Origin of the sequence: Ancylobacter sp. IITR112 (genome assembly GCF_041415945.1) — a bacterium.
Classification (GTDB): domain Bacteria; phylum Pseudomonadota; class Alphaproteobacteria; order Rhizobiales; family Xanthobacteraceae; genus Ancylobacter.
Genome location: NZ_JBGCUS010000001.1, coordinates 1,264,139 through 1,289,898 on the forward strand (window position 1 = coordinate 1,264,139; position 25,760 = coordinate 1,289,898).

39 protein-coding genes and 1 tRNA gene are annotated in these 25,760 nt (G+C 65.8%); 35 read left to right on the top strand and 5 right to left on the bottom strand.

Annotation, left to right across the window (positions count from 1 at the left end):
* Nucleotides 1-10 precede the first annotated feature (10 nt).
* The 26 genes from rplV to AAC979_RS05805 all read left to right on the top strand — a co-directional run bounded on the left by rplV (nt 11) and on the right by AAC979_RS05805 (nt 16,479).
* Entirely contained in the window at nt 11-391 is a 381-nt protein-coding gene (rplV, locus tag AAC979_RS05680) for a 50S ribosomal protein L22 (RefSeq protein WP_018390605.1), read from the top strand.
* Nucleotides 391-1,098, top strand: coding sequence for a 30S ribosomal protein S3 (gene rpsC / locus AAC979_RS05685; protein WP_371345863.1), 708 nt, complete (start codon nt 391-393; stop codon nt 1,096-1,098). The genes rplV and rpsC overlap by 1 nt, the downstream gene beginning before the upstream one ends.
* Nucleotides 1,099-1,128: 30 nt before the next feature.
* Nucleotides 1,129-1,542, top strand: a complete 414-nt coding sequence (gene rplP, locus AAC979_RS05690) for a 50S ribosomal protein L16 (protein WP_371345864.1) — start codon at nt 1,129-1,131, stop codon at nt 1,540-1,542.
* Between the two features lie 11 nt (nt 1,543-1,553).
* Nucleotides 1,554-1,763, top strand: coding sequence for a 50S ribosomal protein L29 (gene rpmC / locus AAC979_RS05695; RefSeq protein ID WP_244376914.1), 210 nt, complete (start codon nt 1,554-1,556; stop codon nt 1,761-1,763).
* A 10-nt stretch (nt 1,764-1,773) separates the two neighbouring features.
* Nucleotides 1,774-2,022: a 30S ribosomal protein S17 gene (gene rpsQ, locus AAC979_RS05700; RefSeq protein WP_244376913.1), complete on the top strand. Its 249-nt coding sequence runs from the start codon at nt 1,774-1,776 to the stop codon at nt 2,020-2,022.
* Between the two features lie 73 nt (nt 2,023-2,095).
* Nucleotides 2,096-2,464, top strand: a complete 369-nt coding sequence (gene rplN / locus AAC979_RS05705) for a 50S ribosomal protein L14 (RefSeq protein WP_018390610.1) — start codon at nt 2,096-2,098, stop codon at nt 2,462-2,464.
* On the top strand, nt 2,464-2,781 hold the full coding sequence (gene rplX / locus AAC979_RS05710) for a 50S ribosomal protein L24 (RefSeq protein ID WP_371345865.1): 318 nt from the start codon (nt 2,464-2,466) through the stop codon (nt 2,779-2,781). The genes rplN and rplX overlap by 1 nt, the downstream gene beginning before the upstream one ends.
* Nucleotides 2,774-3,331 (top strand): 50S ribosomal protein L5, encoded by a 558-nt coding sequence (gene rplE / locus AAC979_RS05715; RefSeq protein ID WP_371345866.1) that lies wholly within the window; start codon nt 2,774-2,776, stop codon nt 3,329-3,331. Before rplX ends, rplE begins: the two co-directional genes overlap by 8 nt.
* A 58-nt stretch (nt 3,332-3,389) precedes the next feature.
* The gene (gene rpsN / locus AAC979_RS05720) at nt 3,390-3,695 is read left to right on the top strand and encodes a 30S ribosomal protein S14 (protein ID WP_244376911.1); all 306 of its coding nucleotides are present in this window, start codon (nt 3,390-3,392) and stop codon (nt 3,693-3,695) included.
* 13 nt (nt 3,696-3,708) lie between these two features.
* On the top strand, nt 3,709-4,107 hold the full coding sequence (gene rpsH / locus AAC979_RS05725; protein ID WP_244376910.1) for a 30S ribosomal protein S8: 399 nt from the start codon (nt 3,709-3,711) through the stop codon (nt 4,105-4,107).
* Nucleotides 4,108-4,127: 20 nt separating this feature from the next.
* Complete coding sequence (rplF, locus tag AAC979_RS05730; protein WP_371345867.1) at nt 4,128-4,661, top strand: 50S ribosomal protein L6; 534 nt, start codon at nt 4,128-4,130, stop codon at nt 4,659-4,661.
* Nucleotides 4,662-4,673: 12 nt separating this feature from the next.
* Nucleotides 4,674-5,036 (top strand): 50S ribosomal protein L18, encoded by a 363-nt coding sequence (gene rplR / locus AAC979_RS05735; RefSeq protein WP_371345868.1) that lies wholly within the window; start codon nt 4,674-4,676, stop codon nt 5,034-5,036.
* Between the two features lie 40 nt (nt 5,037-5,076).
* Nucleotides 5,077-5,628, top strand: a complete 552-nt coding sequence (gene rpsE / locus AAC979_RS05740) for a 30S ribosomal protein S5 (protein ID WP_371345869.1) — start codon at nt 5,077-5,079, stop codon at nt 5,626-5,628.
* Between the two features lie 26 nt (nt 5,629-5,654).
* Nucleotides 5,655-5,846 (top strand): 50S ribosomal protein L30, encoded by a 192-nt coding sequence (gene rpmD / locus AAC979_RS05745; RefSeq protein WP_371345870.1) that lies wholly within the window; start codon nt 5,655-5,657, stop codon nt 5,844-5,846.
* A gap of 21 nt (nt 5,847-5,867) precedes the next feature.
* Nucleotides 5,868-6,359: a 50S ribosomal protein L15 gene (gene rplO / locus AAC979_RS05750; protein WP_371345871.1), complete on the top strand. Its 492-nt coding sequence runs from the start codon at nt 5,868-5,870 to the stop codon at nt 6,357-6,359.
* A 55-nt stretch (nt 6,360-6,414) separates the two neighbouring features.
* Nucleotides 6,415-7,746: a preprotein translocase subunit SecY gene (gene secY, locus AAC979_RS05755; protein ID WP_371345872.1), complete on the top strand. Its 1,332-nt coding sequence runs from the start codon at nt 6,415-6,417 to the stop codon at nt 7,744-7,746.
* On the top strand, nt 7,743-8,327 hold the full coding sequence (locus AAC979_RS05760) for an adenylate kinase (protein ID WP_371345873.1): 585 nt from the start codon (nt 7,743-7,745) through the stop codon (nt 8,325-8,327). The genes secY and AAC979_RS05760 overlap by 4 nt, the downstream gene beginning before the upstream one ends.
* A 187-nt stretch (nt 8,328-8,514) precedes the next feature.
* Nucleotides 8,515-8,883, top strand: a complete 369-nt coding sequence (gene rpsM, locus AAC979_RS05765; protein WP_244376904.1) for a 30S ribosomal protein S13 — start codon at nt 8,515-8,517, stop codon at nt 8,881-8,883.
* A 114-nt stretch (nt 8,884-8,997) separates the two neighbouring features.
* Nucleotides 8,998-9,387, top strand: coding sequence for a 30S ribosomal protein S11 (gene rpsK / locus AAC979_RS05770; protein ID WP_018390623.1), 390 nt, complete (start codon nt 8,998-9,000; stop codon nt 9,385-9,387).
* A 108-nt stretch (nt 9,388-9,495) separates the two neighbouring features.
* The gene (locus AAC979_RS05775; RefSeq protein WP_371349006.1) at nt 9,496-10,527 is read left to right on the top strand and encodes a DNA-directed RNA polymerase subunit alpha; all 1,032 of its coding nucleotides are present in this window, start codon (nt 9,496-9,498) and stop codon (nt 10,525-10,527) included.
* A gap of 70 nt (nt 10,528-10,597) precedes the next feature.
* Nucleotides 10,598-11,026: a 50S ribosomal protein L17 gene (gene rplQ, locus AAC979_RS05780; RefSeq protein WP_244376902.1), complete on the top strand. Its 429-nt coding sequence runs from the start codon at nt 10,598-10,600 to the stop codon at nt 11,024-11,026.
* A gap of 126 nt (nt 11,027-11,152) precedes the next feature.
* Nucleotides 11,153-12,580: a DegQ family serine endoprotease gene (locus AAC979_RS05785; RefSeq protein ID WP_371345874.1), complete on the top strand. Its 1,428-nt coding sequence runs from the start codon at nt 11,153-11,155 to the stop codon at nt 12,578-12,580.
* A gap of 7 nt (nt 12,581-12,587) precedes the next feature.
* Entirely contained in the window at nt 12,588-13,907 is a 1,320-nt protein-coding gene (locus AAC979_RS05790; RefSeq protein ID WP_371345875.1) for a replication-associated recombination protein A, read from the top strand.
* Nucleotides 13,908-14,042: 135 nt separating this feature from the next.
* A complete protein-coding gene (crcB, locus tag AAC979_RS05795) occupies nt 14,043-14,426 on the top strand; it encodes a fluoride efflux transporter CrcB (RefSeq protein WP_371345876.1) in 384 nt (127 codons plus the stop codon).
* Between the two features lie 48 nt (nt 14,427-14,474).
* On the top strand, nt 14,475-15,569 hold the full coding sequence (locus tag AAC979_RS05800) for a pseudouridine synthase (protein ID WP_371345877.1): 1,095 nt from the start codon (nt 14,475-14,477) through the stop codon (nt 15,567-15,569).
* Nucleotides 15,570-15,705: 136 nt separating this feature from the next.
* The gene (locus AAC979_RS05805; protein ID WP_371345878.1) at nt 15,706-16,479 is read left to right on the top strand and encodes a polysaccharide deacetylase family protein; all 774 of its coding nucleotides are present in this window, start codon (nt 15,706-15,708) and stop codon (nt 16,477-16,479) included.
* An 88-nt stretch (nt 16,480-16,567) separates the two neighbouring features.
* On the opposite strand, the gene AAC979_RS05810 is transcribed toward AAC979_RS05805, so the two are convergent.
* Nucleotides 16,568-16,652: transfer RNA gene (locus AAC979_RS05810), tRNA-Leu, on the bottom strand.
* 181 nt (nt 16,653-16,833) lie between these two features.
* On the opposite strand from AAC979_RS05810, the gene lipB reads away from it, so the two are divergent.
* Nucleotides 16,834-17,568 carry a lipoyl(octanoyl) transferase LipB gene (gene lipB / locus AAC979_RS05815; protein WP_371349007.1) on the top strand — a complete coding sequence of 245 codons (735 nt, stop codon included), beginning with the start codon at nt 16,834-16,836 and terminating at the stop codon, nt 17,566-17,568.
* Here lipB and AAC979_RS05820 read toward each other — a convergent pair.
* Complete coding sequence (locus AAC979_RS05820; protein WP_371345879.1) at nt 17,565-17,858, bottom strand: acylphosphatase; 294 nt, start codon at nt 17,856-17,858, stop codon at nt 17,565-17,567. The genes lipB and AAC979_RS05820 overlap by 4 nt on opposite strands.
* Nucleotides 17,859-18,022: 164 nt before the next feature.
* Here AAC979_RS05820 and mgtE point away from each other — a divergent pair, with 164 nt between their 5' ends.
* Nucleotides 18,023-19,417, top strand: coding sequence for a magnesium transporter (gene mgtE / locus AAC979_RS05825; protein ID WP_371345880.1), 1,395 nt, complete (start codon nt 18,023-18,025; stop codon nt 19,415-19,417).
* A 53-nt stretch (nt 19,418-19,470) separates the two neighbouring features.
* Nucleotides 19,471-20,292 (top strand): YdcF family protein, encoded by an 822-nt coding sequence (locus AAC979_RS05830; protein WP_371345881.1) that lies wholly within the window; start codon nt 19,471-19,473, stop codon nt 20,290-20,292.
* Here the strand turns inward: AAC979_RS05830 and AAC979_RS05835 are convergent.
* Nucleotides 20,262-20,537, bottom strand: a complete 276-nt coding sequence (locus AAC979_RS05835; RefSeq protein ID WP_371345882.1) for a DUF3253 domain-containing protein — start codon at nt 20,535-20,537, stop codon at nt 20,262-20,264. The genes AAC979_RS05830 and AAC979_RS05835 overlap by 31 nt on opposite strands.
* A complete protein-coding gene (locus AAC979_RS05840; RefSeq protein WP_371349008.1) occupies nt 20,527-21,210 on the bottom strand; it encodes a DUF599 domain-containing protein in 684 nt (227 codons plus the stop codon). Before AAC979_RS05840 ends, AAC979_RS05835 begins: the two co-directional genes overlap by 11 nt.
* A 272-nt stretch (nt 21,211-21,482) precedes the next feature.
* Here AAC979_RS05840 and AAC979_RS05845 point away from each other — a divergent pair, with 272 nt between their 5' ends.
* The 4 genes from AAC979_RS05845 to AAC979_RS05860 all read left to right on the top strand — a co-directional run bounded on the left by AAC979_RS05845 (nt 21,483) and on the right by AAC979_RS05860 (nt 23,194).
* Nucleotides 21,483-21,608 carry a hypothetical protein gene (locus tag AAC979_RS05845; RefSeq protein ID WP_371345883.1) on the top strand — a complete coding sequence of 42 codons (126 nt, stop codon included), beginning with the start codon at nt 21,483-21,485 and terminating at the stop codon, nt 21,606-21,608.
* A gap of 193 nt (nt 21,609-21,801) precedes the next feature.
* Entirely contained in the window at nt 21,802-22,470 is a 669-nt protein-coding gene (locus AAC979_RS05850; RefSeq protein ID WP_371345884.1) for a glutathione S-transferase family protein, read from the top strand.
* 26 nt (nt 22,471-22,496) lie between these two features.
* A complete protein-coding gene (locus AAC979_RS05855; RefSeq protein WP_371345885.1) occupies nt 22,497-22,931 on the top strand; it encodes a DUF1489 family protein in 435 nt (144 codons plus the stop codon).
* Between the two features lie 65 nt (nt 22,932-22,996).
* Entirely contained in the window at nt 22,997-23,194 is a 198-nt protein-coding gene (locus AAC979_RS05860; RefSeq protein WP_371345886.1) for a hypothetical protein, read from the top strand.
* Between the two features lie 99 nt (nt 23,195-23,293).
* Here the strand turns inward: AAC979_RS05860 and panC are convergent, their stop codons facing one another.
* Nucleotides 23,294-24,154, bottom strand: a complete 861-nt coding sequence (gene panC, locus AAC979_RS05865) for a pantoate--beta-alanine ligase (protein WP_371345887.1) — start codon at nt 24,152-24,154, stop codon at nt 23,294-23,296.
* 173 nt (nt 24,155-24,327) lie between these two features.
* Here panC and AAC979_RS05870 point away from each other — a divergent pair, with 173 nt between their 5' ends.
* Both AAC979_RS05870 and AAC979_RS05875 read left to right on the top strand, forming a co-directional pair.
* The gene (locus AAC979_RS05870; RefSeq protein WP_371345888.1) at nt 24,328-25,056 is read left to right on the top strand and encodes a VWA domain-containing protein; all 729 of its coding nucleotides are present in this window, start codon (nt 24,328-24,330) and stop codon (nt 25,054-25,056) included.
* Nucleotides 25,053-25,751: a DnaJ domain-containing protein gene (locus AAC979_RS05875; protein ID WP_371345889.1), complete on the top strand. Its 699-nt coding sequence runs from the start codon at nt 25,053-25,055 to the stop codon at nt 25,749-25,751. Before AAC979_RS05870 ends, AAC979_RS05875 begins: the two co-directional genes overlap by 4 nt.
* The last annotated feature ends 9 nt before the right edge of the window (nt 25,752-25,760 follow it).

A 25,760-nucleotide genomic window follows, 5' to 3' on the forward strand; every position in this document is an offset into this window, starting at 1 on the left:
AGGCAGGGTCATGGGAAAGGCAGCTCGTCCGCGCACGCTCGCGGATACGGAAGCCAAGGCGGTTGCGCGTAACCTTCGCGTCAGCCCCCAGAAGCTCAACCTCGTCGCCGGTCTCATCCGGGGCAAGAAGGTCGCGACCGCTCTGGCCGACCTTCAGTTCTCGCGCAAGCGGATCGCCGGCGACGTGAAGAAGTGCCTGGAATCGGCCATCGCCAATGCCGAGAACAATCATGAGCTCGATGTCGACGATCTCATCGTCGCCGAGGCGCATGTCGGCAAGGGCCTGGTCATGAAGCGCTTCGCGGCCCGCGCCCGTGGTCGTGCGAGCCGGATCGAGAAGCCGTTCTCGCATATCACCATCGTGGTGCGTGAAGTCGAGGAGAAGGCCTGATGGGTCAGAAGGTCAACCCGGTCGGGCTGCGGCTCGGCATCAACCGCACCTGGGACTCGCGCTGGTTCGCGGGCAAGGGCGAGTATGGCCAGCTGCTTCACGAGGACATCAAGATCCGTGAAGCGCTGCAGAAGATGCTCAAGCAGGCCGCGGTCTCCAAGATCGTGATCGAGCGTCCGCACAAGAAGTGCCGCGTCACCATCCACTCGGCTCGTCCGGGTGTGGTGATCGGCAAGAAGGGCGCGGACATCGACAAGCTGCGCAAGAAGGTCTCCGAGATGACCAACTCGGAAGTCTTCATCAACATCGTCGAGATTCGGAAGCCGGAAATCGACGCGCGCTTGGTTGCCGAATCGATCGCGCAGCAGCTTGAGCGCCGTGTGGCGTTCCGTCGCGCCATGAAGCGCGCGGTCCAGTCGGCGATGCGTCTGGGCGCGGAAGGCATTCGTATCAACTGCTCCGGCCGCCTCGGCGGCGCGGAAATCGCGCGTCTCGAATGGTATCGTGAAGGGCGCGTGCCGCTTCACACCTTGCGCGCGGACGTGGATTACGGTACGGCCACCGCCTTCACGACCTACGGCACCTGCGGTGTCAAGGTCTGGATCTTCAAGGGCGAGATCCTGGAACACGATCCGATGGCGCAGGACAAGCGCCAGGCGGAAGGTGATTCCTCGGGTGGTCGCCCGTCGCGTCGCGACGCGGCGTGAGCAGATTGATAAAGGAATAAGAGGCGCGACATGCTGCAACCAAAGCGCACGAAGTTCCGCAAGCAGTTCAAAGGCCGTATTCACGGCGTTGCGAAGGGCGGGACTGACCTCAATTTCGGCCAGTTCGGGCTGAAGGCCATGGAGCCGGAGCGCGTCACCGCGCGTCAGATCGAAGCCGCGCGTCGCGCGCTCACCCGTCACATGAAGCGTGCGGGCCGGGTGTGGATTCGCATCTTCCCGGACGTGCCGGTGTCTTCGAAGCCGACCGAAGTCCGCATGGGTAAGGGTAAGGGCGCGCCCGATTTCTGGGCTGCCAAGATCAAGCCCGGCCGCATCATGTTCGAGATCGATGGCGTGAGCCAGGATGTCGCCCGTGAAGCGCTTCGGCTGGCGGCTGCGAAGCTGCCGATCAAGACGCGTTTCGTCGAGCGCATCGCTGAGTGACGGAGGGACAGATGACGAAGGCTTCCGACATTCGGACGAAGACCGCCGACGAGCTGCAGGACCAGCTTCTGGGCCTGAAGAAGGAGCAGTTCAACCTGCGCTTCCAGAAGGCCACCGGCCAGCTCGAAAACACGGCGCGGGTGCGTCAGATCCGTCGCGACATCGCGCGGGTCAAGACCATCCAGGCGCAGAAGGCCGCGTCCGCGGCCAAGGCTAAGTGAGGAGAGGGCGATGCCGAAGCGTTTGCTGCAGGGCGTCGTGGTGAGCGACAAGCAGGACAAGACCGTCGTGGTCCGGGTCGAGCGCCGTTTCACCCATCCGCTGCTGAAGAAGACCGTCCGCCGTTCCAAGAAGTACCACGCCCATGACGAGGCGAACGCTTGGAAGGAAGGCGACACCGTCTGGATCGAGGAGCACCGCCCCTTGTCCAAGCTCAAGAACTGGATCGTGGTCCAGGGCGAGAAGCGGGCTGAAGTCTGAGCGCCCGGAAACGGGATTGAGGGGCGCGCGCCGGTGACGGCTGCGCGCGGTTTTTGCGAGAAATAGGTGCGTCATGATCCAGATGCAGACCAATCTCGACGTGGCGGACAATTCCGGTGCGCGTCGCGTCATGTGCATCAAGGTGCTTGGCGGTTCGAAGCGCAAGTATGCCCATGTCGGTGACATCATTGTGGTGTCGGTGAAGGAAGCTATTCCGCGCGGCCGCGTGAAGAAGGGCGACGTGATGAAGGCGGTTGTCGTTCGCACCGCCAAGGACATCCGTCGCGTGGACGGTTCGGTGATCCGCTTCGACCGCAATGCGGCCGTGCTGATCAACAACAACAAGGAGCCGGTCGGCACCCGTATCTTCGGGCCGGTTCCGCGCGAGCTCCGCGCGAAGAACCACATGAAGATCATCTCGCTGGCGCCGGAGGTGCTGTGATGGCCGCTAAGATCAAGAAGGGCGACAAGGTCGTCGTTCTCACCGGCCGCGACAAGGGTCGCACGGGCGAGGTTTTCGAGGTGCTGCCGAAGGAAGGCACCGCGCGTGTGCGCGGCGTCAACCTCGTGAAGCGTCACCAGCGGCAGAGCGCGAACCAGGAAGGCGGGATCATCTCCAAGGAGGCCCCGCTCGACCTGTCGAACATCGCGATCGCCGATCCGAAGGATGGCAAGCCGACCCGCGTCGGTTTCCTTGTGCAGGCGGACGGCACCAAGGTGCGCGTCGCCAAGCGCTCGGGGGAGAAGATCGATGGCTGAGACCAGCTACAGCCCGCGGATGAAGTCCCTCTATGAGGATGTCGTCCGCAAGAAGATGATCGAACAGTTCGGCTACAAGAACCCCATGGAAGTGCCGACGATCGAGAAGATCGTCATCAACATGGGCGTGGGCGAAGCCACTGCCGACACCAAGAAGGTGCAGACCGCCGCCGCGGACCTCGCGCTGATCGCCGGCCAGAAGCCGGTTGTCACCCGCGCCCGCAAGGCGATCTCGAACTTCAAGCTGCGCGAGAACCAGCCGGTCGGCGCGAAGGTTACCCTTCGCAAGACCCGCATGTTCGAGTTCGTCGACCGCCTGGTGAACATCGCCCTGCCGCGCGTCCGCGACTTCCGTGGCCTGAACCCGAAGAGCTTCGACGGCCGCGGCAACTATGCCCTGGGCATCAAGGAGCATATCGTGTTCCCCGAGATCAACTACGACAAGGTTGATCAGATGTGGGGCATGGACATCATCGTCTGCACGACGGCGAAGACGGACGAAGAGGCGCGCGCGCTTCTGAAGGCCTTCAACTTCCCGTTCCGTCAGTAAGCATCCCCTTCCGGCTGTGGGGCAGGGCCCCAAACGCGGAGACTAGGAGCAAGATCATATGGCCAAGAAGAGCTCGGTCGAAAAGAACGAACACCGCCGCAAGCTCGTGAAGAGCTATGCGGGCCGGCGTTCGCGTCTCAAGGCCCTGGTGAGCAACAAGGAACTGCCGATCGAGGAGCGCTTCGCCGCGGTTCTCAAGCTGGCGGAACTGCCGCGCAATTCGGCGAAGGTGCGCATTCGCAACCGTTGCGAAGTCACCGGCCGTCCGCGCGCCTATTATCGCAAGCTGAAGATGAGCCGTATCGCCCTGCGCGAGCTCGGTTCCCAGGGACAGATCCCTGGGCTCGTCAAGTCGAGCTGGTGAGGAGGGTCGATCCATGTCCACGACTGATCCGATCGGCGATCTGATCACCCGCATCCGCAACGCGCAGATGCGCCGCAAGGAAAAGATCTCCACGCCGGGCTCGCGCCTGCGCGCCAGCGTGCTGGAGGTGCTTGCGGCCGAGGGTTACATCCGCGGCTATTCGGCGTCTGAGCCGGTCAATGGCCGTACCGAGTTCGAGATCGAGCTCAAGTATTTTGACGGCGAGCCGGTGATCCGCGAGATTTCGCGTGTCTCCAAGCCGGGTCGGCGGGTCTATTCCTCCGTCAAGACCCTTCCCCGCGTCGCCAACGGCCTTGGCGTCGCTGTCGTCTCCACGCCGCAGGGCGTGATGGCGGACCACGAAGCCCGCGAGAAGAACGTGGGCGGCGAGGTCCTCTTCACGGTCTTCTGATCGGGGAGGAGAGAGAGCACATGTCCAAGATCGGTAAAGCCCCCATCACCATTCCGGCCGGCGTCACCGCGTCGATCGAAGGTCAGACGGTCAAGGTCAAGGGCCCCAAGGGGGCGCTCGAGACCACGGTTGTCGACGAGATCTCGGTCAAGATGGAGAACGGGGCCCTCCTGTTCGCCCTCAACGGCGAGACCAACCGCCACAAGGCGATGTGGGGCCTGTCCCGCACGCTGGTGGCCAATCTGGTCGAAGGCGTGACCAAGGGCTTCGAGAAGAAGCTCGAAATCAGCGGCGTCGGCTACCGTGCCGCCGTCCAGGGCAAGAATCTGAGCCTGGCGCTTGGCTTCAGCCATGACGTGAACTATCCGATCCCGGAAGGGATCCAGATCGTGACCCCGAAGCCGACCGAAATCGTCATCAGCGGTATCGACCGGCAGCAGGTTGGTCAGGTCGCCGCCGAGATTCGCGACTATCGCGGCCCCGAGCCCTATAAGGGCAAGGGCGTGAAGTACGCGGGTGAGTTCATCTTCCGCAAGGAAGGCAAGAAGAAGTAACGGACCCGAATCATGGCTCAGTACAAGGACGCTACCGAGCGCCGCAAGGCGCGTGTCCGCCGTGCTCTCCGCACGACGGCGAACGGGCGGCCGCGCCTCTCGGTGCATCGCTCGTCGAAGCACATCTATGCGCAGATCATCGACGATGCGCGTGGCGTGACGCTTGCGTCCGCCTCCACGCTCGAGAAGTCCCTGCGGGAAAGCCTGAAGACCGGCGCGGACATCGCGGCGGCCCAGGCGATCGGCAAGCTCGTGGCGGAACGCGCCGTCGCGGCCGGTGTGAAGGACGTGGTCTTCGACCGCGGCGCCTTCATCTATCACGGCCGCGTCAAGGCGCTCGCCGAGTCCGCCCGTGAGGGCGGTCTCAACTTCTGAGATCACGAGCGGGATCCCCCGCAGAACGAAGGATATGATCATGGCTCGTGAACGTGAGCGTGAACGCGAGGATCGCGACAACACGTTCGTGGACAAGCTGGTCCACATCAACCGTGTCGCGAAGGTGGTGAAGGGTGGCCGTCGCTTCGGCTTTGCCGCTCTTGTGGTCGTCGGTGACCAGAAGGGTCGCGTCGGTTTCGGTCACGGCAAGGCCCGTGAAGTGCCGGAAGCGATCCGCAAGGCGACGGAAGCCGCCAAGCGGGCGCTGATCCGCGTGCCGCTGCGCGAGGGTCGGACGCTGCATCATGACGTGCATGGCCATCACGGCGCCGGCAAGGTCATCCTGCGCGCCGCCCCGGCCGGTACGGGCATCATCGCGGGTGGCCCGATGCGCGCCGTCTTCGAGACGCTTGGCATGCAGGACGTTGTGGCGAAGTCGTTCGGCTCGTCCAACCCGTACAACATGGTCCGCGCGACCTTCGAGGCACTGAAGAACCAGGACAGCCCGCGTCTCGTCGCGGCACGCCGCAGCCTCAAGGTGTCGCAGCTTCAGTCCCGCCGTCGCGTCGACGACGTTGAAGCGACCGACTGAGCGCCTGAGAGGTAGGGAAGCTAATCATGGCGAACAGCACCAATACGGTCACGGTCGAACAGACCGGCAGCCCGATCCGCCGTCCCGATGACCAGCGCGCGACGCTGATCGGTCTCGGCCTCAACAAGCTCGGGCGTCGCTCGACGCTCGAAGACACCCCGGCCGTGCGTGGTATGATCCAGAAGGTTCGCCACCTCGTCCGCGTCGTCGAAGCGTGACGGCGCTGTAGGAGACTGGCGATGAGCAGCCTTAACGAGATCAAGGACAATTCCGGCGCCCGCAAGAAGCGCATGCGCGTCGGCCGTGGCATTGGTTCGGGCAAGGGCAAGACCGCGGGCCGCGGCGTGAAGGGTCAGACCTCGCGCACCGGCGTCGCGATCAAGGGCTTCGAGGGCGGCCAGATGCCGATCCATCGTCGTCTGCCCAAGCGCGGCTTCCACAATATCTTCGCGCTGGATTGGAACGAGGTTTCCCTCGGCCGTATCCAGACCGCGATCGACGCCGGCAAGCTGGACGCCAAGGCGGCGATCACGCAGGCCGCGCTGGTCGAGGCGGGCGTGCTGCGCCGCGCCAAGGACGGCGTGCGCGTGCTCGGCTCCGGTGAGCTGACGGCGAAGGTGACGCTTGAAGTCGCCCACGCCACCAAGTCGGCGGTCGAGGCGATCGAGAAGGCCGGCGGCTCGGTGGCGCTTCTCGCGTCCAAGGCTGCGGCTGGCGAAACGGCGGCCTGACGCTTAAGTCAGGCCGTACAGACCTTACAGGGCACAGACGAGGAGCGGAGCCACCATGGCCTCGGCAGCAGAACAGCTCGCGGCAAACCTCAACTTCGGTGCTCTGGCAAAAGCCGACGAACTGAAGAAGCGCATCTGGTTCACCCTGGGTGCGCTTCTCGTTTATCGGCTGGGCACCTACATCCCCATGCCCGGTATCAACCCGGATGCGCTCGCCGATGTGTTCCGCACGGCGCAGCAGGGCATTATCGGCCTCTTCAACATGTTCTCGGGCGGCGCCGTCTCGCGCATGGCCATCTTCGCCCTGAACATCATGCCGTACATCTCGGCCTCCATCATCATTCAGTTGCTGACCACCGTCTCGCCGACGCTGGAAGCGCTGAAGAAGGAGGGCGAGTCCGGCCGCAAGCAGATCAACCAGTACACGCGCTATCTCACCGTGGTGCTCGCCGTGTTCCAGTCCTACGGCATCGCCGTCGGTCTTGAGGGCTCTGGCGCCGTGGTGTCCGATCCCGGCTGGTTCTTCCGCATCTCGACGGTGATCACGCTGACCGGCGGGACCATGTTCCTGATGTGGCTTGGTGAGCAGATTACCTCGCGCGGCATCGGCAACGGCATTTCGCTCATCATCTTCGCCGGCATCGTGGCCGAACTGCCCTCGGCGATCGCCAACACGCTGGAACTCGGCCGGCAGGGCGCGCTGTCCACCGGCATCATCCTGGCGGTGATTCTGATGGCCGTCGGCATCATCATGTTCATCGTGTTCATGGAGCGGGCGCAGCGTCGGCTGCTGATCCAGTACCCGAAGCGTCAGGTCGGCAATAAGGTGTATGAGGGCCAGTCCTCGCACCTGCCGCTGAAGCTGAACACGTCGGGCGTGATTCCGCCGATCTTCGCCTCGTCGCTGCTGCTGATCCCGACCACCGTCGCGAGCTTCATGCAGAATTCCGGGCCGGGTTGGCTGACGACAGTGACGACGCTGATCGGCCACGGCCAGCCGCTGTTCATGCTGCTCTATGTGCTGCTGATCGTGTTCTTCTGCTTCTTCTACACCGCCATCGTGTTCAACCCGACCGAGACGGCGGACAACCTGAAGAAGCATGGCGGCTTCATCCCGGGCATTCGCCCGGGTGAGCGCACCGCCGAGTATATCGACTATGTGCTGACTCGCATCACGGTCATCGGTGCGGCTTACCTAGCGATTGTGTGCCTCTTCCCGGAGATTCTCATCTCCTACGCCGCGGTCCCGTTCTATTTCGGCGGCACGTCGCTGCTGATCGTGGTCAGCGTGACCATGGACACGGTGGCCCAGGTTCAGGGTCATCTGCTGGCGCACCAATATGAGGGGCTGGTCAAGAAGGCCAAGCTCAGGGGGAAGCGCCGATGAGGCTGATACTGCTCGGACCGCCGGGCGCGGGGAAGGGGACGCAGGCGCAGCGCCTGGTGGCGCGGCACGGGATCGTGCAGCTCTCGACCGGCGACATGCTGCGCGAAGCCGTCCGCAACGAGACGCCGATCGGCCTGAAGGCCAAGGCGGTGATGGATGCCGGAAATCTGGTCTCGGATGAGATCGTGATCGGCATCATTTCCGACCGGATCGACCAGTCGGACTGCGCCAAGGGGTTCATCCTCGATGGGTTCCCGCGCACCGTTGCCCAGGCGGAGGCGCTCGATCGCATTCTCGCCGAGAAGGGCCTGAAGCTCGACGCGGTGATCGAGCTCAAGGTCGACCAGGACAAGCTGGTTGACCGCATCATGCAGCGTGCCCGTGAAACCGCCGCGCGCGGCGAGCCGGTGCGCAAGGATGACGATCCGGAAGTGTTCAAGACCCGGCTCGAAGCCTACAACCGCGATACCGCCGTGGTTGCGCCCTATTATGCTGGGCGCGGGATGCTGGCGACGATCGACGGCATGAAGCCGATCGACGAGGTGACCAAGGCCATTGCCGACGTGGTCGAACTGGCGTGAACACAAGGGGCGGCTTGACAGATGAGCGGAATCGCTCTATGTGCCGCGCTTCACTCAAGCGGGTGCCGCTGATCGACATCACGTAGCGGATGTCGGGCGGCCTCGTGCGTATCCCCGCAAGGGCCGGCCTCCACCGGCGCGGGGCGTTTTCATCACCGGTTCGTCCGGTCCACATGGAGAGAGCGACGTGGCTCGTATTGCAGGCGTTAACATCCCGACCAACAAGCGCGTCATCATTGCGCTTCAGTACATTCACGGCATCGGCGCCAAGAACGCGGCTGATATCGTTGAGAAGGTCGGTATCCCGCTCGATCGTCGCGTCAATCAGTTGACCGACCAGGAAGTCCTGCAGATTCGCGAGACCATCGACCGCGATTATCTGGTCGAGGGTGATCTGCGCCGCGAAGTGTCGATGAACATCAAGCGTCTGATGGACCTGGGCTGCTATCGCGGCCTGCGCCATCGTCGCGGTCTGCCGGTGCGCGGTCAGCGTACGCACACCAATGCCCGCACCCGCAAGGGTCCGGCCAAGGCGATCGCCGGCAAGAAGAAGTGAGGGGAGCGGGCGTGAGCCCGCTTTTCCGCGCCGGCGCCCCGGGCGACCGGCGCATTCGTTTTCTCTAATCCCGAGCGCCTGGAATGACGGGCGCGCCCGAAGGATCCGAAGTCTATGGCTAAAGAAGCTGCCCGCATTAAGCGCCGTGAGCGCAAGAACATCGCCTCCGGCGTCGCGCATGTGAATGCGTCGTTCAACAACACCATGATCACCATCACCGATGCGCAGGGCAACACCATTGCCTGGTCGTCGGCGGGCGCCATGGGCTTCAAGGGTTCGCGCAAGTCCACGCCCTATGCGGCGCAGGTCGCCGCCGAGGATTGCGCCCGCAAGGCTGCCGATCACGGCATGCGCACCATCGAGGTCGAGGTTTCCGGTCCCGGTTCGGGGCGCGAATCGGCGCTTCGCGCCTTCCAGGCGGCGGGCTTTACCGTCACGTCGATCCGCGACGTGACGCCGATCCCGCACAATGGCTGCCGTCCGCGCAAGCGTCGGCGCGTCTGACGCCTAATCATCCAGCGGCGCCCTCGGCGCCGCAGGGGCCGCTGTCTTCGGTCTTCCCCGCGCCGCTGCGGGCAAGTTGCCGGGCAGGGAGTCCGGGGCACCGTCGAAATCAAGGGTGACGTCGTGATTCAAAAGAACTGGCAAGAGCTGATCAAGCCCGAGAAGCTTGAAGTCTCGCTCGGCAGCGACCCGAAGCGCCTGGCGACCGTGGTCGCCGAGCCGCTGGAGCGCGGCTTTGGGCAGACGCTCGGCAATGCGCTGCGCCGCATCCTGCTGTCGTCGCTCCAGGGCGCGGCGGTGACCTCCGTGCATATTGACGGGGTGCTGCACGAGTTCTCGTCCATTCCGGGCGTGCGTGAGGACGTGACCGACATCGTTCTCAACATCAAGGACATCGCCATCAAGATGGCCGGCGATGGCCCCAAGCGTATGGTCGTGAAGAAGCAGGGCCCTGGCGTCGTCACCGCCGGTGACATCCAGACCGTGGGTGACGTGCAGGTGCTGAACCCCGAGCTCGTGTTGTGCACGCTCGATGACGGCGCTGAAATCCGCATGGAATTCACCGTCGACACCGGCAAGGGCTATGTTGCGGCGGACCGCAACCGTCCCGAGGACGCGCCGATCGGGCTGATTCCGGTCGACAGCCTCTATTCGCCGGTCAAGAAGGTCTCCTACAAGGTCGAGAACACCCGCGAGGGCCAGATCCTCGACTATGACAAGCTGACCCTCACCATCGAGACCAATGGTTCGGTCGGCCCCGAGGACGCGCTTGCCTATGCTGCGCGTATCCTGCAGGACCAGCTCGAAATCTTCGTCAACTTCGAAGAGCCCAAGCGCGAGACGGAAAGCCCTGTGATGCAGGAGCTTCCCTTCAACCCGGCGCTGCTCAAGAAGGTGGACGAACTGGAACTGTCGGTGCGGTCGGCGAACTGCCTGAAGAACGACAACATCGTCTATATCGGCGACCTGATCCAGAAGACCGAGGCGGAGATGCTCCGTACCCCGAACTTCGGCCGCAAGTCGCTGAACGAGATCAAGGAAGTGCTCGCCAGCATGGGCCTGCATCTCGGCATGGAAGTGCCGGGCTGGCCGCCGGAGAACATCGAGGATCTCGCCAAGCGGTTCGAAGATCACTATTGAGCATTGAGCGGCGTTCGAGCCGTTACCCAACTCTCCCGGCTCGAAAGCCGCCGCATGTAGGAATTTTGCCATGAACCACGGCAAGACGTATCGCAAGTTCAACCGCACCGCCGAGCACCGCAAGGCGATGTTTGCCAATATGGCGCAGGCGCTCATCACCCATGAGCAGATCGTCACCACCCTGCCGAAGGCGAAGGATCTTCGCCCGGTGGTGGAAAAGCTGATCACCCTCGGCAAGCGTGGCGGCCTGCACGCCCGTCGTCAGGCGATCGCCGAAGTGCGCGATGTCGCCGTCGTGCGCAAGCTGTTCGACGTGATCGGCCCGCGCTACAAGGAGCGTAATGGCGGCTACACCCGCATCATCAAGGCGGGCTTCCGCCATGGCGATTCGGCGGCCATCGCCGTGATCGAGCTGGTCGATCGCGATGAGTCGGCCAAGGGCGCCGCTGATCTGGCCCGCCACGAGGCGGCCAAGGCGGCGGAAGCCGCCGCCGCCTGAGTGTGTGCGCGCTTTAGTGAATGCGGGAAGGGGCGGCTTGGCTGCCCCTTTTCTTTTGGTCGGAGCGCGGGGGCGAGCCTGCGGCCGCCCTTTCTCCGCCGCAGGCTGGGGATTATATCTGGCGCCATGAAACGCTTTGCTCTCCTCGTCGTCGCCGCCCTTTTCGTCTCCCCGGCTCTGGCGCAGTCCCCCGGGGCCGGTGGGCCGCGCGTGCCGGCCTCGCGGGCCGAAATCGGCCTCAGCTTCGCGCCCGTGGTCGCGCGCACGGCGCCGGCCATCGTCAATGTCTATGCGCAGAAGACCGCGCCGCGGAACAACCCGCTGCTCGATGACCCGTTCTTCCGCCGTTTCTTCGGCGATCGCGGCTCGCCCGACGTGCCGGGACTCGACCGGCGGCGCGAGCGTGTCGAGCAGTCGCTCGGCTCGGGCGTGCTGGTCGATCGCTCGGGGATCGTCGTCACCAACAACCATGTCATTGACGGTGCCGATGAGATCCGGATCGCGCTGTCGGACAAGCGCGAGTTTGATGCCGATGTGATGCTGCGCGACCCGCGCACCGACATCGCCATCCTGAAGATCAAGGGCGGCAAGGATGATTTTCCCTCGGCCACGCTCGGCTCCTCCGACGACCTTCAGGTCGGCGATATCGTTCTCGCCATCGGCAATCCGTTCGGCGTAGGGCAGACGGTGACGCAGGGCATCGTCTCCGCCCTTGCCCGCACCCAGCGCGGTATCACCGATTACGGCTTCTTCATCCAGACCGATGCCGCGATCAATCCCGGCAATTCGGGCGGCGCGCTGGTGGATGGGGCGGGGCGCGTGGTGGGCATCAACACGGCGATCTTTTCGCGCTCGGGCGGCTCGCAGGGCATCGGCTTCGCCATCCCTGCGGACATGGTGCGCGTCGTGCTGCAATCGGCGCTGGCGGGCAGCAAGGTGGTGCGCCGCCCCTGGCTGGGAGCGGACCTGCAGCAGGTGACGCCGGATATCGCCGAGGGGCTCGACGTGACGCGCCCGACTGGGGCGCTGGTGCAGAACATCTTTCCCGGCAGCCCGGCCGAGAAGGCGGGCCTGCGGGCCGGGGACCTGATCATTGCCGTTGCTGGGCAGGAGGTCGACGACCCCGACGCCTTCGGCTTCCGCTTCGCCACCCGGCCGCTCGGCGGCTCGGTCGATCTCGGCATCGTTCGGCAGGGCAAGCCGATGGTGCTGAAGGTGGCGCTGGCGGCGGCGCCGGAAACCGTGCCGCGCGAGGAAATCACTCTGACCGGCCGTTCACCGCTGGCGGGCGCGACGGTGGTCAATGTCTCGCCGGCGGTCATCGAAGAGATGCGCACGGTGGATGCCGTCAAGGGGGTGGTGATCGTGTCGGTGGAGGAGGGTTCTCCGGCCCAGCGCACCAGCTTCCGCGCCGGGGACGTGATCATGGACATCAACGGCACGGCCATCGCCACGACAGCCGATCTGCAGCGGATCACCCGTCTGCCGGCGCGGGCATGGCGGGTGACGCTCCAGCGCGGCGGGCGGGTCATTTCCGCCCTGCTGCCGGGCTGAGGCGACCTTGGCCGATCTGTTCGCCTCTGCCGGACTTGAGAGCGCCGCGCCCCGGCCGCTGGCGGACCGCCTGCGGCCGCAGAAACTCGGCGAGGTGGTCGGGCAGGAACATCTGACGGGGGAGGGCGGTGCGCTCACCCGGATGATCGCCAACCGCTCGCTGGGATCGCTGATCTTCTGGGGCCCGCCCGGCACCGGCAAGACCACTGTTGCGCGCCTGCTGGCGCGTGAGACCGACCTGCATTTCGAGCAGGTCTCCGCCATCTTCACCGGCGTTGCCGATCTCAAGAAGGTGTTCGAGGCCGCGCGGGGGCGGCGGGCGATCGGGCAGGGCACACTGCTTTTCGTCGACGAAATCCATCGCTTCAACCGCGCGCAGCAGGATGGCTTTCTGCCCGTCATGGAAGACGGCACCATCACTCTGATCGGGGCAACGACGGAGAACCCCTCCTTCGAGCTGAACGCGGCGCTGCTGTCGCGGGCCCGGGTGCTCGTCTTCAAGGCGCTTGATGCCGACGCTATCGAGCGGCTGTTGCAGCGCGCCGAGGCGCTGGAGGGGCGCCGCTTGCCGCTGCAGGCGGAAGCCCGCGCGGCGCTGGCCGGCATGGCCGATGGTGATGGGCGCTATCTGCTCGGCCTCGCCGAAGAATTGCTGGCGCTGCCGGACGGGCCGGACCTCGATATCCAAGCTCTCGCAGCGACGATGCAGAAGCGGGCACCGATCTACGACAAGGGGCAGGATGAGCATTACAATCTGCTGAGCTGCTTCCATAAGAGCCTGCGCGGTTCGGATGTGAACGGCGCCATGTATTGGGCCGCCCGCATGCTTACCGGCGGCGAGGATCCGTCCACCGTCTTCCGCCGCCTGTGCTGCGCCGCCTCCGAGGATGTCGGCATGGCCGATCCGCAGGCGATGCCGCAGGTGGTGGCGGCATGGACAGCGTTCGAGCGTGTCGGCTGGCCGGAAGGGCGGCTCTTCCTTGCCCAGGCCATTGCCTATGTCGCCACGGCGCCGAAATCCAATGCCGCCTATTCCGCCTTCAACGCGGCGCTGGCTCTGGCGCAGAAGACGGGTTCGCTGGCACCGCCCAAGCACATTCTCAACGCCCCGACCAAGCTGATGAAGGAACTCGGCTACCACGCCGGGTACCAGTATGATCACGACTTCCCGGATGCCTTTGCCGGCCAATCCTTCTTTCCGGAAGAAATTGCCGGCGATCCGAGGGTAGAGTTTTACGTGCCGAATGAGCGCGGATTCGAGCGGGAGGTGAAGAAGCGCCTGGACTATTGGGCGCGGCTTCGGCTTGAACGGCGGGGCGGTACTTAGGGCACGTTTCGATCTGATCGCGTCGCAATCGGGTGGGCAAACAGGCTCTATCAATGATTTGGGGACTGATGCAGCGATCAGGTTGATTGCCCTGATCGTATCAGGCTCGAGGCCAGAGCGAGCGGGGCGAGCGGCGTGCAGAGCATTCTTCTGATCTTTATCGGCGCCGGCATTGGCGGCGTGCTGCGTAATGCCATCGGGCTGACGGCGATGCGCATGTTCGGCATGGGATTTCCCTATGGAACCATGACCATCAACATTGTCGGCAGCTTCGCCATCGGCCTGGTCGCGGGCTGGCTGACCTTCCTCGCCAGCGGCGGCTGGACCATGCACGCCCGCGCCTTCGTCATCACCGGCATTCTCGGTGGCTTCACCACTTTCTCCACCTTCTCGCTCGACACGGCGCTGCTGGTGCAGCGCGGCGAGATCGGGCTGGCGGCGCTTTATGTCGCAGGCTCCATTGCGCTCGCGCTGGTTGGCGTGTTCGCCGGTCTGGCGATCATGCGCGCTCTCGCGTGACGTGAGGGCCGGTCTCGGCTATGTGCAGGGGCAAGGAGTACCCACATCATGGCCGTTGAGACACGCCGCGTCGACGCGGATGAAGAGGGCATGCGGCTCGACCGCTGGTTCAAGACCCATTATCCCGATCTGTCCTTCGGCCATCTGCAGAAGCTGCTGCGCAGCGGGCAGGTGCGGGTCGAAGGCGGACGGGTGAAGACCAATACGCGCCTTTCTGCCGGCCAGGCCATCCGCATTCCGCCGCTGGAGGAGAAGCCGCAGCTTTCCGCCGCCGAGCACCTGGAGGCGGAGGAGGCGTTGGCGCGGGGCGAGGCGCCGCCGCCGCGTGCGCCGCGCGCGCCCTCCGCTGCGGACCAGGAGGGGCTGGCCGCGCCGGCCGTCCGCCGCGCGAGCGCCGACGACAAGGACGCGCGCGCTCTCGGCGACATGACGCTGTATGAGGACCGCGACGTGCTGGTGCTGAACAAGCCGTTCGGCCTCGCCGTGCAGGGCGGCTCGGGCACCTACCGCCATGTGGACGGCATGCTGGAAGCGCTGCGCGGCAGCGACGGCCAGAAGCCGCGTCTGGTCCACCGCATCGACAAGGACACGTCGGGCATCCTGCTGGTGGCGAAGACGCGGCTCGCCGCCTCGACGCTGGCCAAGACCTTTCGCTCGCGCGCGGCGCGCAAGGTCTACTGGGCGCTGGTGCCGGGCGTTCCCCGGCCGGCGCAGGGGCGCATCTCCACCTATCTCGCCAAGGATGAGGCGGCGGAGAAAATGCGCGTCGCCCGCCACGGCGAGGATGAGGCGAGCCACGCCATCTCCTATTACGCCGTGGTGGACCACGCGGCGCAGAAGCTCGCCTGGCTGTCGCTGAAGCCGGTCACCGGCCGCACCCATCAACTGCGCGCCCATGCCGCCCATATCGGCCATCCTATCGTCGGCGACCCTAAATATTTCAACGTGGAGAACTGGCCGCTGCCGGGCGGCCTGCAGAACCGGCTGCATCTGCTGGCGCGGCGTCTTGTCATTCCGCATCCGCGCGGCGACAGGCTGATCGATGTGTCCGCGCCGCTGCCGCCGCATATGCAGCAGAGTTGGAATGTGCTCGGCTTCGATGCCTCCCACTACGACCCGATCGTCGACGCCCCGGAAAGCTGAGGGCGTCACGCGCGTGCCGCCGGGCAGCCATGCGGCGGGCAGCGGGCTGGGACGCGTGGGACGCGCGGCACGAGCCATGGCGCGGCGCGCGGCGATCGGCTAGGCAGGGGCCGCGTTTCACCCTGGATTCATCGCCATGCACCCTGTCATCCGGCTCGCGCTTGTTCTGGCGGTGTGTGCGGGAGCGACAGCCGCCCGGGCCGGCGACTGCGACGGCAGGCTCGGCACGTCGCGCGTGCTGGTGGTCGATCCGGCCGGCCTGCAGGTGGGGACGAAACACTTCCCGCAGACGCTCGACCTCGCCGACCGCGAAGTCGTGCTGACCTTCGACGACGGCCCGCTGCCCGCCACGACTCCGTCGGTGCTGAAGACGCTGGCGCGCGAATGCGTGCGGGCCACCTTCTTCGTCATCGGCCGCAATGCCGCCGCCCATCCTGATCTTGTGCGCCGGGAGATTGCCGAAGGACACACGGTGGCGCATCACAGCATGACCCACCCGATGACGCTGGCCGACATCCCCTATGACAAGGCCGTGGCCGATATCGAGAAGGGATTCAGGGCGGATGACCGCGCGGCCTATGGTGCCAGCGGGGCAGCGCCGCGCGTGCCCTTTTTCCGATTTCCCGGCTTTGGCGCCTCGCCCGAACTGCTCGACTATCTCAAACAGCGCGGTATCGGCGTGTTCGGCGCCGATCTCTGGGCGTCCGACTGGAACCCTATGACACCGGACGAGCAGCTGACGCTGGTCATGGCCCGTCTCGACCATGCGGGACGGGGTATCATCCTCTTCCATGATACGCGGGGCCAGACCGCCAAGATGCTGCCGGCCTTCCTCGTCGCGCTGAAAGAAAAGGGCTACCGCGTTGTGCACATCGTGCCGGCGCCCCCGAGGACTGCGGCCGTGCAATAGCGCGGCCGGTCCCTACGGGGACGGTTCCCGGTCCCGGAAACGACAACGGCGGCCCGAAGGCCGCCGTGTGTTCCGTTGCCGGATGATTTGGTGCGGTCGAGAGGACTCGAACCTCCACGGTGTTACCCACTGCCACCTCAAGGCAGCGCGTCTACCAATTCCGCCACGACCGCATCGCCGTCGCTGGCTGCTTCGTCAGCGTCCAGAGCGAGCGGGGGATCGTCTAGCAGATGGATCAGGGGTCCACAAGAGCCGCCACGCCGCCCGGCTCGCCTGTGGACAGTTGTGCGGCGCGTGCCGGCGGGGAGAGGCGACAGCGGCGATCGCAGCCATTATGTATCGACCATGGAACCCATGCCCGCTCCCGCCTCGCCTCCCATTGCCCGCGACGCCCTGCGGCCCTTGCTGTTGCCCAGACCCGGCGCCGCCCCGGTGCGCTGGCGGGTGTCGTCAGCGCCGGTGCCCTATCCCGAGGCGCTGGCGGAAATGGACCGGGTGGCCGAGGCCATTGCCGCCGGCGCGGCGGACGAACTCGTCTGGCTGCTGGAACATCCTCCGCTCTACACCGCCGGCACCAGCGCCCGCCCGGAAGACCTTGTCGATGCGGGGCGGTTCCCGATCTTCCCGACCGGTCGGGGAGGGCAGTTCACCTATCACGGGCCGGGTCAGCGGGTTGCCTATGTGATGCTGGACCTCAAGCGGCGCGAGCCGGATGTCCGCCGCTATGTCGCCGCGCTGGAGGAATGGCTTATCGCCACGCTCGATTCGTTCAATGTGCGCGGCGAGCGCCGGGAGGATCGGGTCGGCGTCTGGGTTCGCCGTCCGGAGAAGGCCGGCTCCGGCGAGGACAAGATCGCCGCAATCGGCATTCGGGTCCGCCGCTGGGTAACGCTGCATGGCATCTCGCTGAATGTTGAGCCCGACCTCAGCCATTTCGGCGGCATCGTGCCCTGTGGCGTGCGCGAGCATGGTGTCACCAGCCTCGTCGATCTCGGCCGGCCGGTGACGATGGACGACGCCGATCTCGCTTTGCGCCGCAGCTTTGAGACGGTTTTCGGGCCGACGGTGATTGAGGACAGGTCGGCTTAAAGGGTCGGGCGGATGGCGAAAACGCCAGTCGCGTCGGATTCGGGCGCTGTTTCCTCCTGCGCTGCCACGTCGGTAACGCGCGCGGCCGAAGGGCCGCGACGGCAGAGGTCCAGAAACTCCGCCAGGGCGGCCGGCGAGGCGATCACCAGCGCTTCCACCCGGCCGTCCTGCCGGTTACGGACCCAGCCCTCAAGCCCGCGCCTACCGGCTTCGCGCGCCAGCCAGGCGCGGTAGCCGACGCCCTGCACGCCGCCGCTTACGAACAACCGGGTCGCTGCCCTCTCCGCCATGGCGGGCTCCTTCAACAAAGTTCCGGTAGCGCGAAACCGCAAGCGGCTTGGGGAATTGTCCCCCAGCCGACTCTTCAGTAACACCAACTTACATGTGAACGCGCATCGTTTCCGCTGCGGGCCGAGCCGTTCCTTCCCCTGACACACCCGCTCCGGAGTAGGGCATGCGCGAAGAGGCCGATCTCGCCACCCCGTTGCGCGGACCGGAACACGACAGCGATCCGACTGAGGCGCCCGGTTTCGTCGAGGCGGTGGTCGGTGCCATTGATGCCGCCGATGTGGAGGCGCTGCGCGCTATCCTGCGCGACCTGCATGAAACCGACGTGGCGCGCCTGCTGGAAGCGCTGCCGGCGGCGGACCGGCCGAAGCTGATCGAACTGCTGGGCAGCGATTTCGACTTCACCGCCCTGACCGAGCTTGATGAGACTGCGCGCGTCCAGATTCTGGAGGCGCTGCCGACGCAGACCGTCGTCGAGGGCATGCGCGACCTCGATTCTGACGACGCGGTCTACATTCTCGAAGACCTTGACGATGCCGACAAGCAGGAGATTCTCTCCAACCTCTCCATCCCGGAGCGCGCGGCGCTGCAGCGCAGCCTCGACTATCCCGAGGAAAGCGCCGGCCGGCGCATGCAGACGGAGTTCATCGCGCTGCCGCCTTATTGGACCGTCGGCCAGACGCTGGACTATATCGGCGAGACCGAGGGGTTGCCGGAGACCTTTTTCGAGGTGTTCGTCGTCGACGCCACCTATCGGCTCGACGGGTCGGTCCCGCTCGACCGTCTCCTGCGCACCAAGCGCGGCGCCAAACTGGGGGATGTGGTCACGCCGGACCGCCACGTCGTCAATGCCACAGACGACCAGGAGGATGTGGCGCGCGTGTTCGAGCGCTACAATCTCATTTCCGCCCCGGTCGTCGATGAGGCCGGCCGTCTCGTCGGCGTGCTCACCGTCGACGACATTGTCGACGTGATCCAGGAAGAGGCCGACGAGGACTTAAAGGCGTTGGGCGGCGTGGCTGGTGACGAAGAACTGTCCGACAGCTTCTGGTATATCGCCCGCAGCCGGTTTTCTTGGCTGCTGCTGAACCTGATTGCCGCCAACATCGCCTCCTTCGTCATCGCGCTCTTCGAAGGAGAGCTGCAGCGCATGGTGGCGCTTGCCGTGCTGATGCCGATTGTCGCCAGCCAGGGCGGCAATGCCGCCACGCAGACGATGACCGTGGCGGTGCGCGCGCTCGCCACGCGCGAACTCCGGGCCAGCAATGCCCGCCGGGTGATCGCGCGCGAACTGCTGGTCGGGCTGTTCAACGGTGTCGTGTTCGCTGTCATCATGGCGGCCGTGGTATTCGCCCGTTTCGGGCTTGCCGATCTCGGCTTCGTCATCGCCCTTGCCATGATCATCAATCTCGCGGCCGCAGCCCTTGGCGGCATTCTGGTGCCGCTGGCGCTGGACCGGCTTAAGGTCGATCCAGCGGTGGCGTCCGGCCCGTTCGTGACGACCATTACCGATGTGGTCGGCTTCTTCGCGTTTCTCGGCATCGCGTCACTGTGGTTCTGATGGCCGACCGACAGAGGCGCCGCTGTTGCGGCGCGGCAGAGTGAGGGGCACCGTTGTTTTACACCCTGTCCAAGGCCATCTGGCTGGTCGCCGTTCCCTCGACCTTTCTCACCGTGCTCGCGGCGGCCGGCCTCATCGTCTGGCTGCGCTGGCCATCGGCCGGCGCGACCCTGGTGGCGCTTGGCGTGGGTGGGCTGCTCCTGTTCGGCCTGAGCCCGCTGGCGCGCATGCTGCTCCTGCCGCTCGAATCGCGCTTTCCCGCTTACGTCGAGGATGGGCGCCGGATCGACGGGATCATCGTGCTGGGCGGAGGCGAACAGGCGCGCATCACCGCCGCGCGCGGCCAGCCCTCTTTCGCCGATTCGGCCGAGCGCGTGCTGGCCATGGGGGAACTGGCGCGCCGCTATCCGCACGCGCGCGTCGTCTTCACCGGCGGCGGCCCGGAGGACCGGAGGCTCGGTGAAGCGAGCGTGGTCCGCCTGGCGCTGCCGCAGATCGGCCTGCCGGAGGATCGGGTCATGTTCGAGCCTCTGGCCCGCAACACCGCGGAAAACGCGCGATTCGCCAAGCAATTGGTTCAGCCGCGGCCCGACGAAAACTGGCTGCTCGTGACCTCCGCCTTCCATATGCCGCGGGCAGTGGGCGTGTTCCGTCGTGCCGGTTTTCCCGTCATCGCCTATCCCGTCGACTACCGTACCGCCGGCCCGTCAGACCGCTGGCGTCTGTTCCGGTCCGTTGCCTATGGCTTGAACGCTTTCGACCTCGCCGTGCATGAATGGCTCGGGCTGGCCGTGTACTACCTGACCGGCCGCATCGGCAGCCCGTTTCCCGCCCCGCTGCCGGATCAGGCCTCCGGCGGCAGCCCGAGCCGGTAGACGCCGCGCAGCTCCGCCGGCGTCACCGGCTTGCCCTTGCGATAGAGGATCAGACGGCCGGCCTCGGCGAGCCGCAGGGCGCCGCGCCGCACCGAGGGGAGCAGGCTCTGCCAGTCGGGTCCGGTGGCGACGCTGCGGGCGATCTCTTCCGGCGTGACCGTCTTCGCCGCGCCGGGCTGGCCGGCGACCGACAGGATCGCCGCCTCGACAGCCTCTTCGGAGGGGCGGGAAGAGCTATCCGTCATTGTCGAGTACCCACTGCGAATCCCGGCCCAATTGCCGGTTGATCATCACGAGGAAGATGGCGAAGGTTGCGGCCATCAGCGCCCAGCCATTGATGTACCAGCCGAGATAGGCGATGGCGAAGAAGAAGGCGCGCTGCCCGCGATTGAAGTGCCGCCCGGCGATGGTCGCCATCCGCGCCAGTTTGACCACATGGGCCTGGGCCTGCGGCGTTCCCGCCTCGGATGGCGGCGGTGTCGAGCCGAGCAGGATGGTCGAGTAGTTGAACAAGCGATAGGCCCAGGCGAATTTGAAGAAGGCATTGGCGAAGATCAGCGTCAGGCCGAGCGTCTTCAATTCCCAGCTTGTGCGGTTCTGGGGGCCGAAAGGCAGGTCGCGGAACAGCGCCATCACCGCCTCGGTCGACTGCAGCACCGCCAGCGACGCGCCGATCGCCAGCAGAGAGGTCGAGGCGAAGAAGGCGGTGCCATTCTGCAGGGCCGCGATGATCTGCGCATCGACGATGCGGTTCTCCCGCGCCAGCATCTGCAGCATCCACTGGTGGCGATAGGCATCCATCCGCCGGTTCAGCGTGCGCCGTTCCGCCCAGCTTCCCTCCATCACCACGTGATAGGCGACCCAGGCGAGACAAAAGGCCGAGACGGCGATCGCGTCAGTCGAGGTGAAGCCGAGCATCATGGTCCCGCATTTTCCGGCCGTTCCCGCGCGCTGTTGCGCCGCCGCGAGCGTGCCCGTCATGAAGCGGGCTTTCAACCGGTCAATGCCCGCCTTGTCGAGGGGGCTGGCCATGCAGGCCGGGCAGGGCAGTTCTGCATGCGCCGCGGCGGAATGTGGCAATTTCGCGGTTGCGAACGTCGTAACGATTTATTAAATAGTGTTTCAGATCGCGCCCTTACACCGATGGTCGGTTGGCGCATCGCGGTGAACGTGACGTTCCGAGGATCATCATGAATTCCATTCCCGAGCGCTCCTGTTGGGGAGTTGCCCGTTGGGCTGTGGCTGCTTTCCTGACGGCGATCGCCCTGATCTACCTGTTCGGGGGATTCCAGGCGGCCCAGGTCGCCGCCGGCTGACGCCGGAACTCTCGACGGCTGACATAGATGTTGCGTGACACGGCTCGGCCCGCAAAGGCCGGGCCGTTATCGTGTCGGACATGCGTTCTGTCGATCACCCGTAATGATCGCGGCCATCATTTCCCTGCGTTTGCACCGCCGCATCAAATGTCTGACTCTGCCTCCGCAACGGGATCAGGGAGTGCGCGCGGTAATGAAACTCATCATCGGGAACAAGAACTACTCGTCATGGTCGCTGCGGCCCTGGCTGGCGATGACGGCATTGGGCATTCCGTTCGAGGAAGAACTGGTGCCTCTCGATGCGCCGGACTTCAAGGATCGCATCCGCGCCCTTTCTCCCGCCGGCAAGGTGCCGGTGTTGATCGACGGGGACGCGGTGGTTTGGGAATCCAGCGCGATTCTGGAGCATCTCGCCGAACGATTCCCCGACAAGGGGATCTGGCCGGCCGCGCCCGCCGCCCGTGCCTATGCCCGTTCGTTCGCCACGGAAATGCACAATGGCTTCGGCGCGTTGCGTAGCGTGGCGCCGATGAATCTCTGGCGTCCGGTCGAGCCTCGCGCCTTTCCCGATGAGGCGCTGAAGGATGTGCGCCGCATCCTGCGTCGCTGGGGCGAGGCCCGGGCGCGGTTCGGCGCCGGGGGCGACTTTCTGTTCGGCGCCTTCTCCGGTGCCGATGCGATGTACGCGCCAGTGGCGACGCGTCTGCGCACCTATGCCATCGAGGTCGATCCGGTCGCCGCCGCCTATGTCGAGGCGATCCACGCCCACCCCGCCTTTGTGGCGTGGAAACAGGCGGCGCTGCAGGAGACCGGCACGCTGGCGGAAGACGAGGTCGACTGGCCGGTGGTGAAACGGGTATAGACCGAGGCCCGCATCCGGACCCTGCCATGCCGCTCCACCTGTTGAAACTGTGCGTCGGCGCCGTCTCCGTCGAAGATCTCGAAGCCTGGATCGCCGAATCGCTTGCTGACAAGGTGGCGCGCCGACAGGTGGCTGAGCAGGTCCACACTACGCGCATGGTGCCGACCCGCACCGCCGAACTGCTGCAGGGGGGCTCGCTCTACTGGGTGATCAAGGGGGAGGTCGCCTGCCGGCAGTTGCTCACCGGCATCCGACCTTTCGTGGATGGTGACGGTGTCCGGCGTTGCCATCTTGTGCTCGATCCGACGGTGCATCGGGTCGAGCCACGGCCGAACCGGCCCTTCCAGGGATGGCGCTACCTTTCGGCCGGCGAGGCGCCGCCGGACCTCGCCCCGACGGGCGACGCTCGCGCGCTGCCGGACGATCTGCGGCGGGAGTTGCGCGCGCTCGGGCTTCTCTGACGGCTGATGGACCCCAAGCCGCTTTCGAACGTTGTTCCCAAAGGAACACGCGAAAGGATGCTGCCATGAGCCAGACGAACCCCGAAGGAATGACCCATGTCGACGCGGATGATCGCCGCGTGGTCGAAAATGGCGAGGTGGTGGTGAAGGCCGAAACCCAGGAGCGCCAGGCGGCCGAAGTGAAGCCGATGCGTTATGTGCTGGGTGTCGGGTTGGGCCTCGTCATCATCGGAATGGCGATCGCTTACGTAACGATCGCTTAATGCCGGCTCGATACTTTCACTGCTTCACGGACACGGTGAAAGGATTTTGCTCTTACCGGTTTTCTCCACGCGGACCGGTATCCGCTTCGTTCGAAAACGCTAGGCCGGGACCGCGACATTGTCGATGAGGCGGGTGGTACCGATCCGCGCCGCGACGAGCAGGCGGACCGGCCCCTCCGCCGTCGACGCGATCGGCGCCAGTGTCTCGGCGTGACGGGCCTCCAGATAATCCAGTGCGAAGCCGGCCGTCGTAACGGCGGCGCGGGCCTCGTCGATCGCCGGGGCAATCACGGTCTCGCGGGAGATGCGTTGTGCGGCGCGACTGAGCGCCTGATGCAGCGCCGGCGCGGCTGCCCGGTCGGCCGGGGACAGATAGATGTTGCGCGAGGAAAGGGCGAGGCCGTCGGGTTCGCGCAGGGTGGGAACGCCGACAATGTCGACCGGCAGATCGAGATCGCGGGCGAGCCGGCTGATGACCTGAAGCTGCTGGTAGTCCTTCTCCCCGAACAGCGCGACATCGGGAAGCGCCTGGATCAGCAGCTTGGCGACCACGGTGGCGACACCAGCAAAATGAGTGGGGCGAAAATCGGTTTCGAGACCCAGCGCCGGTCCCGTCAAACTGATGGTGGTGCAGAAGCCTGCGGGATACATCGCCGCGACATCGGGCACAAAGGCCAGCGCCACCCCCGCCGCGTCGGCCTTGTCGAGATCGGCCTCAAGCGTTCGCGGGTAGCGCGAGAGATCTTCCGTCGGGGCGAACTGGGTGGGATTGACGAAAATCGTCACCACCACCCGATCAGCCTTTTCGCGGGCTGCCTGCATCAGGGCGACATGGCCGCTATGCAGCGCGCCCATGGTGGGCACCAGGGCAATGCGCTCCCCATGCGCCCGCCAGTGCCTGATCTGGTCGCGCAGCGCGGCGACGGTGTGGACGCTGCGCAGGGCACGGGTCTCGGTCATCTCGAACATCCCTGTCATCGGGCGGCGGAAGCTAGCAGAGCCGGCACCGGGGTCAATCAGGACGGTCCACTTGCGTCCGTGCCAAGGATTCGCCGGTCAAGCCTTGGCGAGCGGGCTGTTCGGCACGCCCGCTCCGCCGCTACACTCGCCGCGAATCCGCATCGGGAACCCGCATGGCGCACGAGAAGACTACACCGACGAACCGCGCTTCAACGCAGCCGGCTCGGCCTTCCGCCGATACGGCTGCCTTCCTCGCGGAACTGGAGCGTCGCGCCCCGCTCGCCGCCGAGCGGAGGGGCCGGCTGATCTTCGGCCTCGACGCAACGATGAGCCGGGAAGCGACCTGGGATCTCGCCTGTGCCTTGCAAGCGGAAATGTTCGAGGAGGCGGCCCGCATCGGCGGGCTGGACATGCAACTCGTCTATTATCGCGGCCTCGGCGAATGCCGCGCCTCACCCTGGATGAGCGACGGGAAGAAGCTGGGGGCGCTGATGGCGCGCATCCAATGCCAGGGCGGGCGGACCCAGATCGGCCGGGTGTTGAACCATGCTGCCGGGCAGGCTGCCACGGGGCCCGTCGGGGCGCTGGTCTTCGTCGGCGACGCGATGGAAGAGAATATCGACGCGCTCTGCGCCGAGGCCGGTCCGCTGGCGCTGCGGGGCGTGCCCGCCTTCATGTTCCAGGAAGGGGGCGATCCCGCCGCCGAACGCGCCTTCCGCGAGATTGCGCGCCTGACCAAGGGCGCCTTTTGCCGCTTCGATGCCGGCGCTTCCGCGGAGCTGCGGGCGTTGTTGCGCGCCGCTGCCTCCTATGCCGCCGGCGGGGCTAAGGCCCTCGCGGCGCTGGCCGGGGCGTCGCCGGGGGCGCGACGGCTGATTTCCGCCATGCAGGACACGCGATGATCAATCTGCTGATCGGAGCGGCGATCGTCGCGCTGCTCTATTACGCTCTGAAGGCGTTTGGCCGTGCCAACCCGGCGGTTCTCGCCCAACTCGGGCGACGGGTAGGGGGCGGGGCGCTCATTCTCATAGCAGGCTTTCTCGGCATGCGCGGCCATCTCGAAACGGCGCTGCCGCTCGGTATTTTCGGCCTGTCGCTGTTCGGCTGGGACCTTCGCAAGGTGTTCAGCTCCGGGCGGAGCGAGCCTCGTGAAGGGCGAACGTCCGCCGTGCGAACGGCGTTTCTGGACATGGAACTCGACCATGACAGCGGCCGGCTCGGCGGCAAGGTGATCAACGGACCGCTGGCCGGTGCCGCGCTCGATGCCCTCGATGTTCCGAGCCTTGCCCGCCTCGCGCTCGATGTCGATACCGAGAGCCGCCAGCTACTCGAAGCTTATCTTGACCGCCGGTCGCCCGGCTGGCGTGAGAACGTGGACGGACATGCGGGCAGGCGGCGCGCTGACCCGCCGCGCCGCGGTGCGATGACGGAAGAGGAGGCCTACCAGATCCTGGGGCTTGAGCCGGGGACGGGGGCGGACGAGATCCGCCAGGCTCACCGTTCCCTTATGAAGAAACTCCATCCCGACCAGGGCGGGTCGAACTATCTCGCTGCCCGGGTAAACGAAGCGAAGGATGTCCTGCTCGACCGCCATTGACCTCATCCC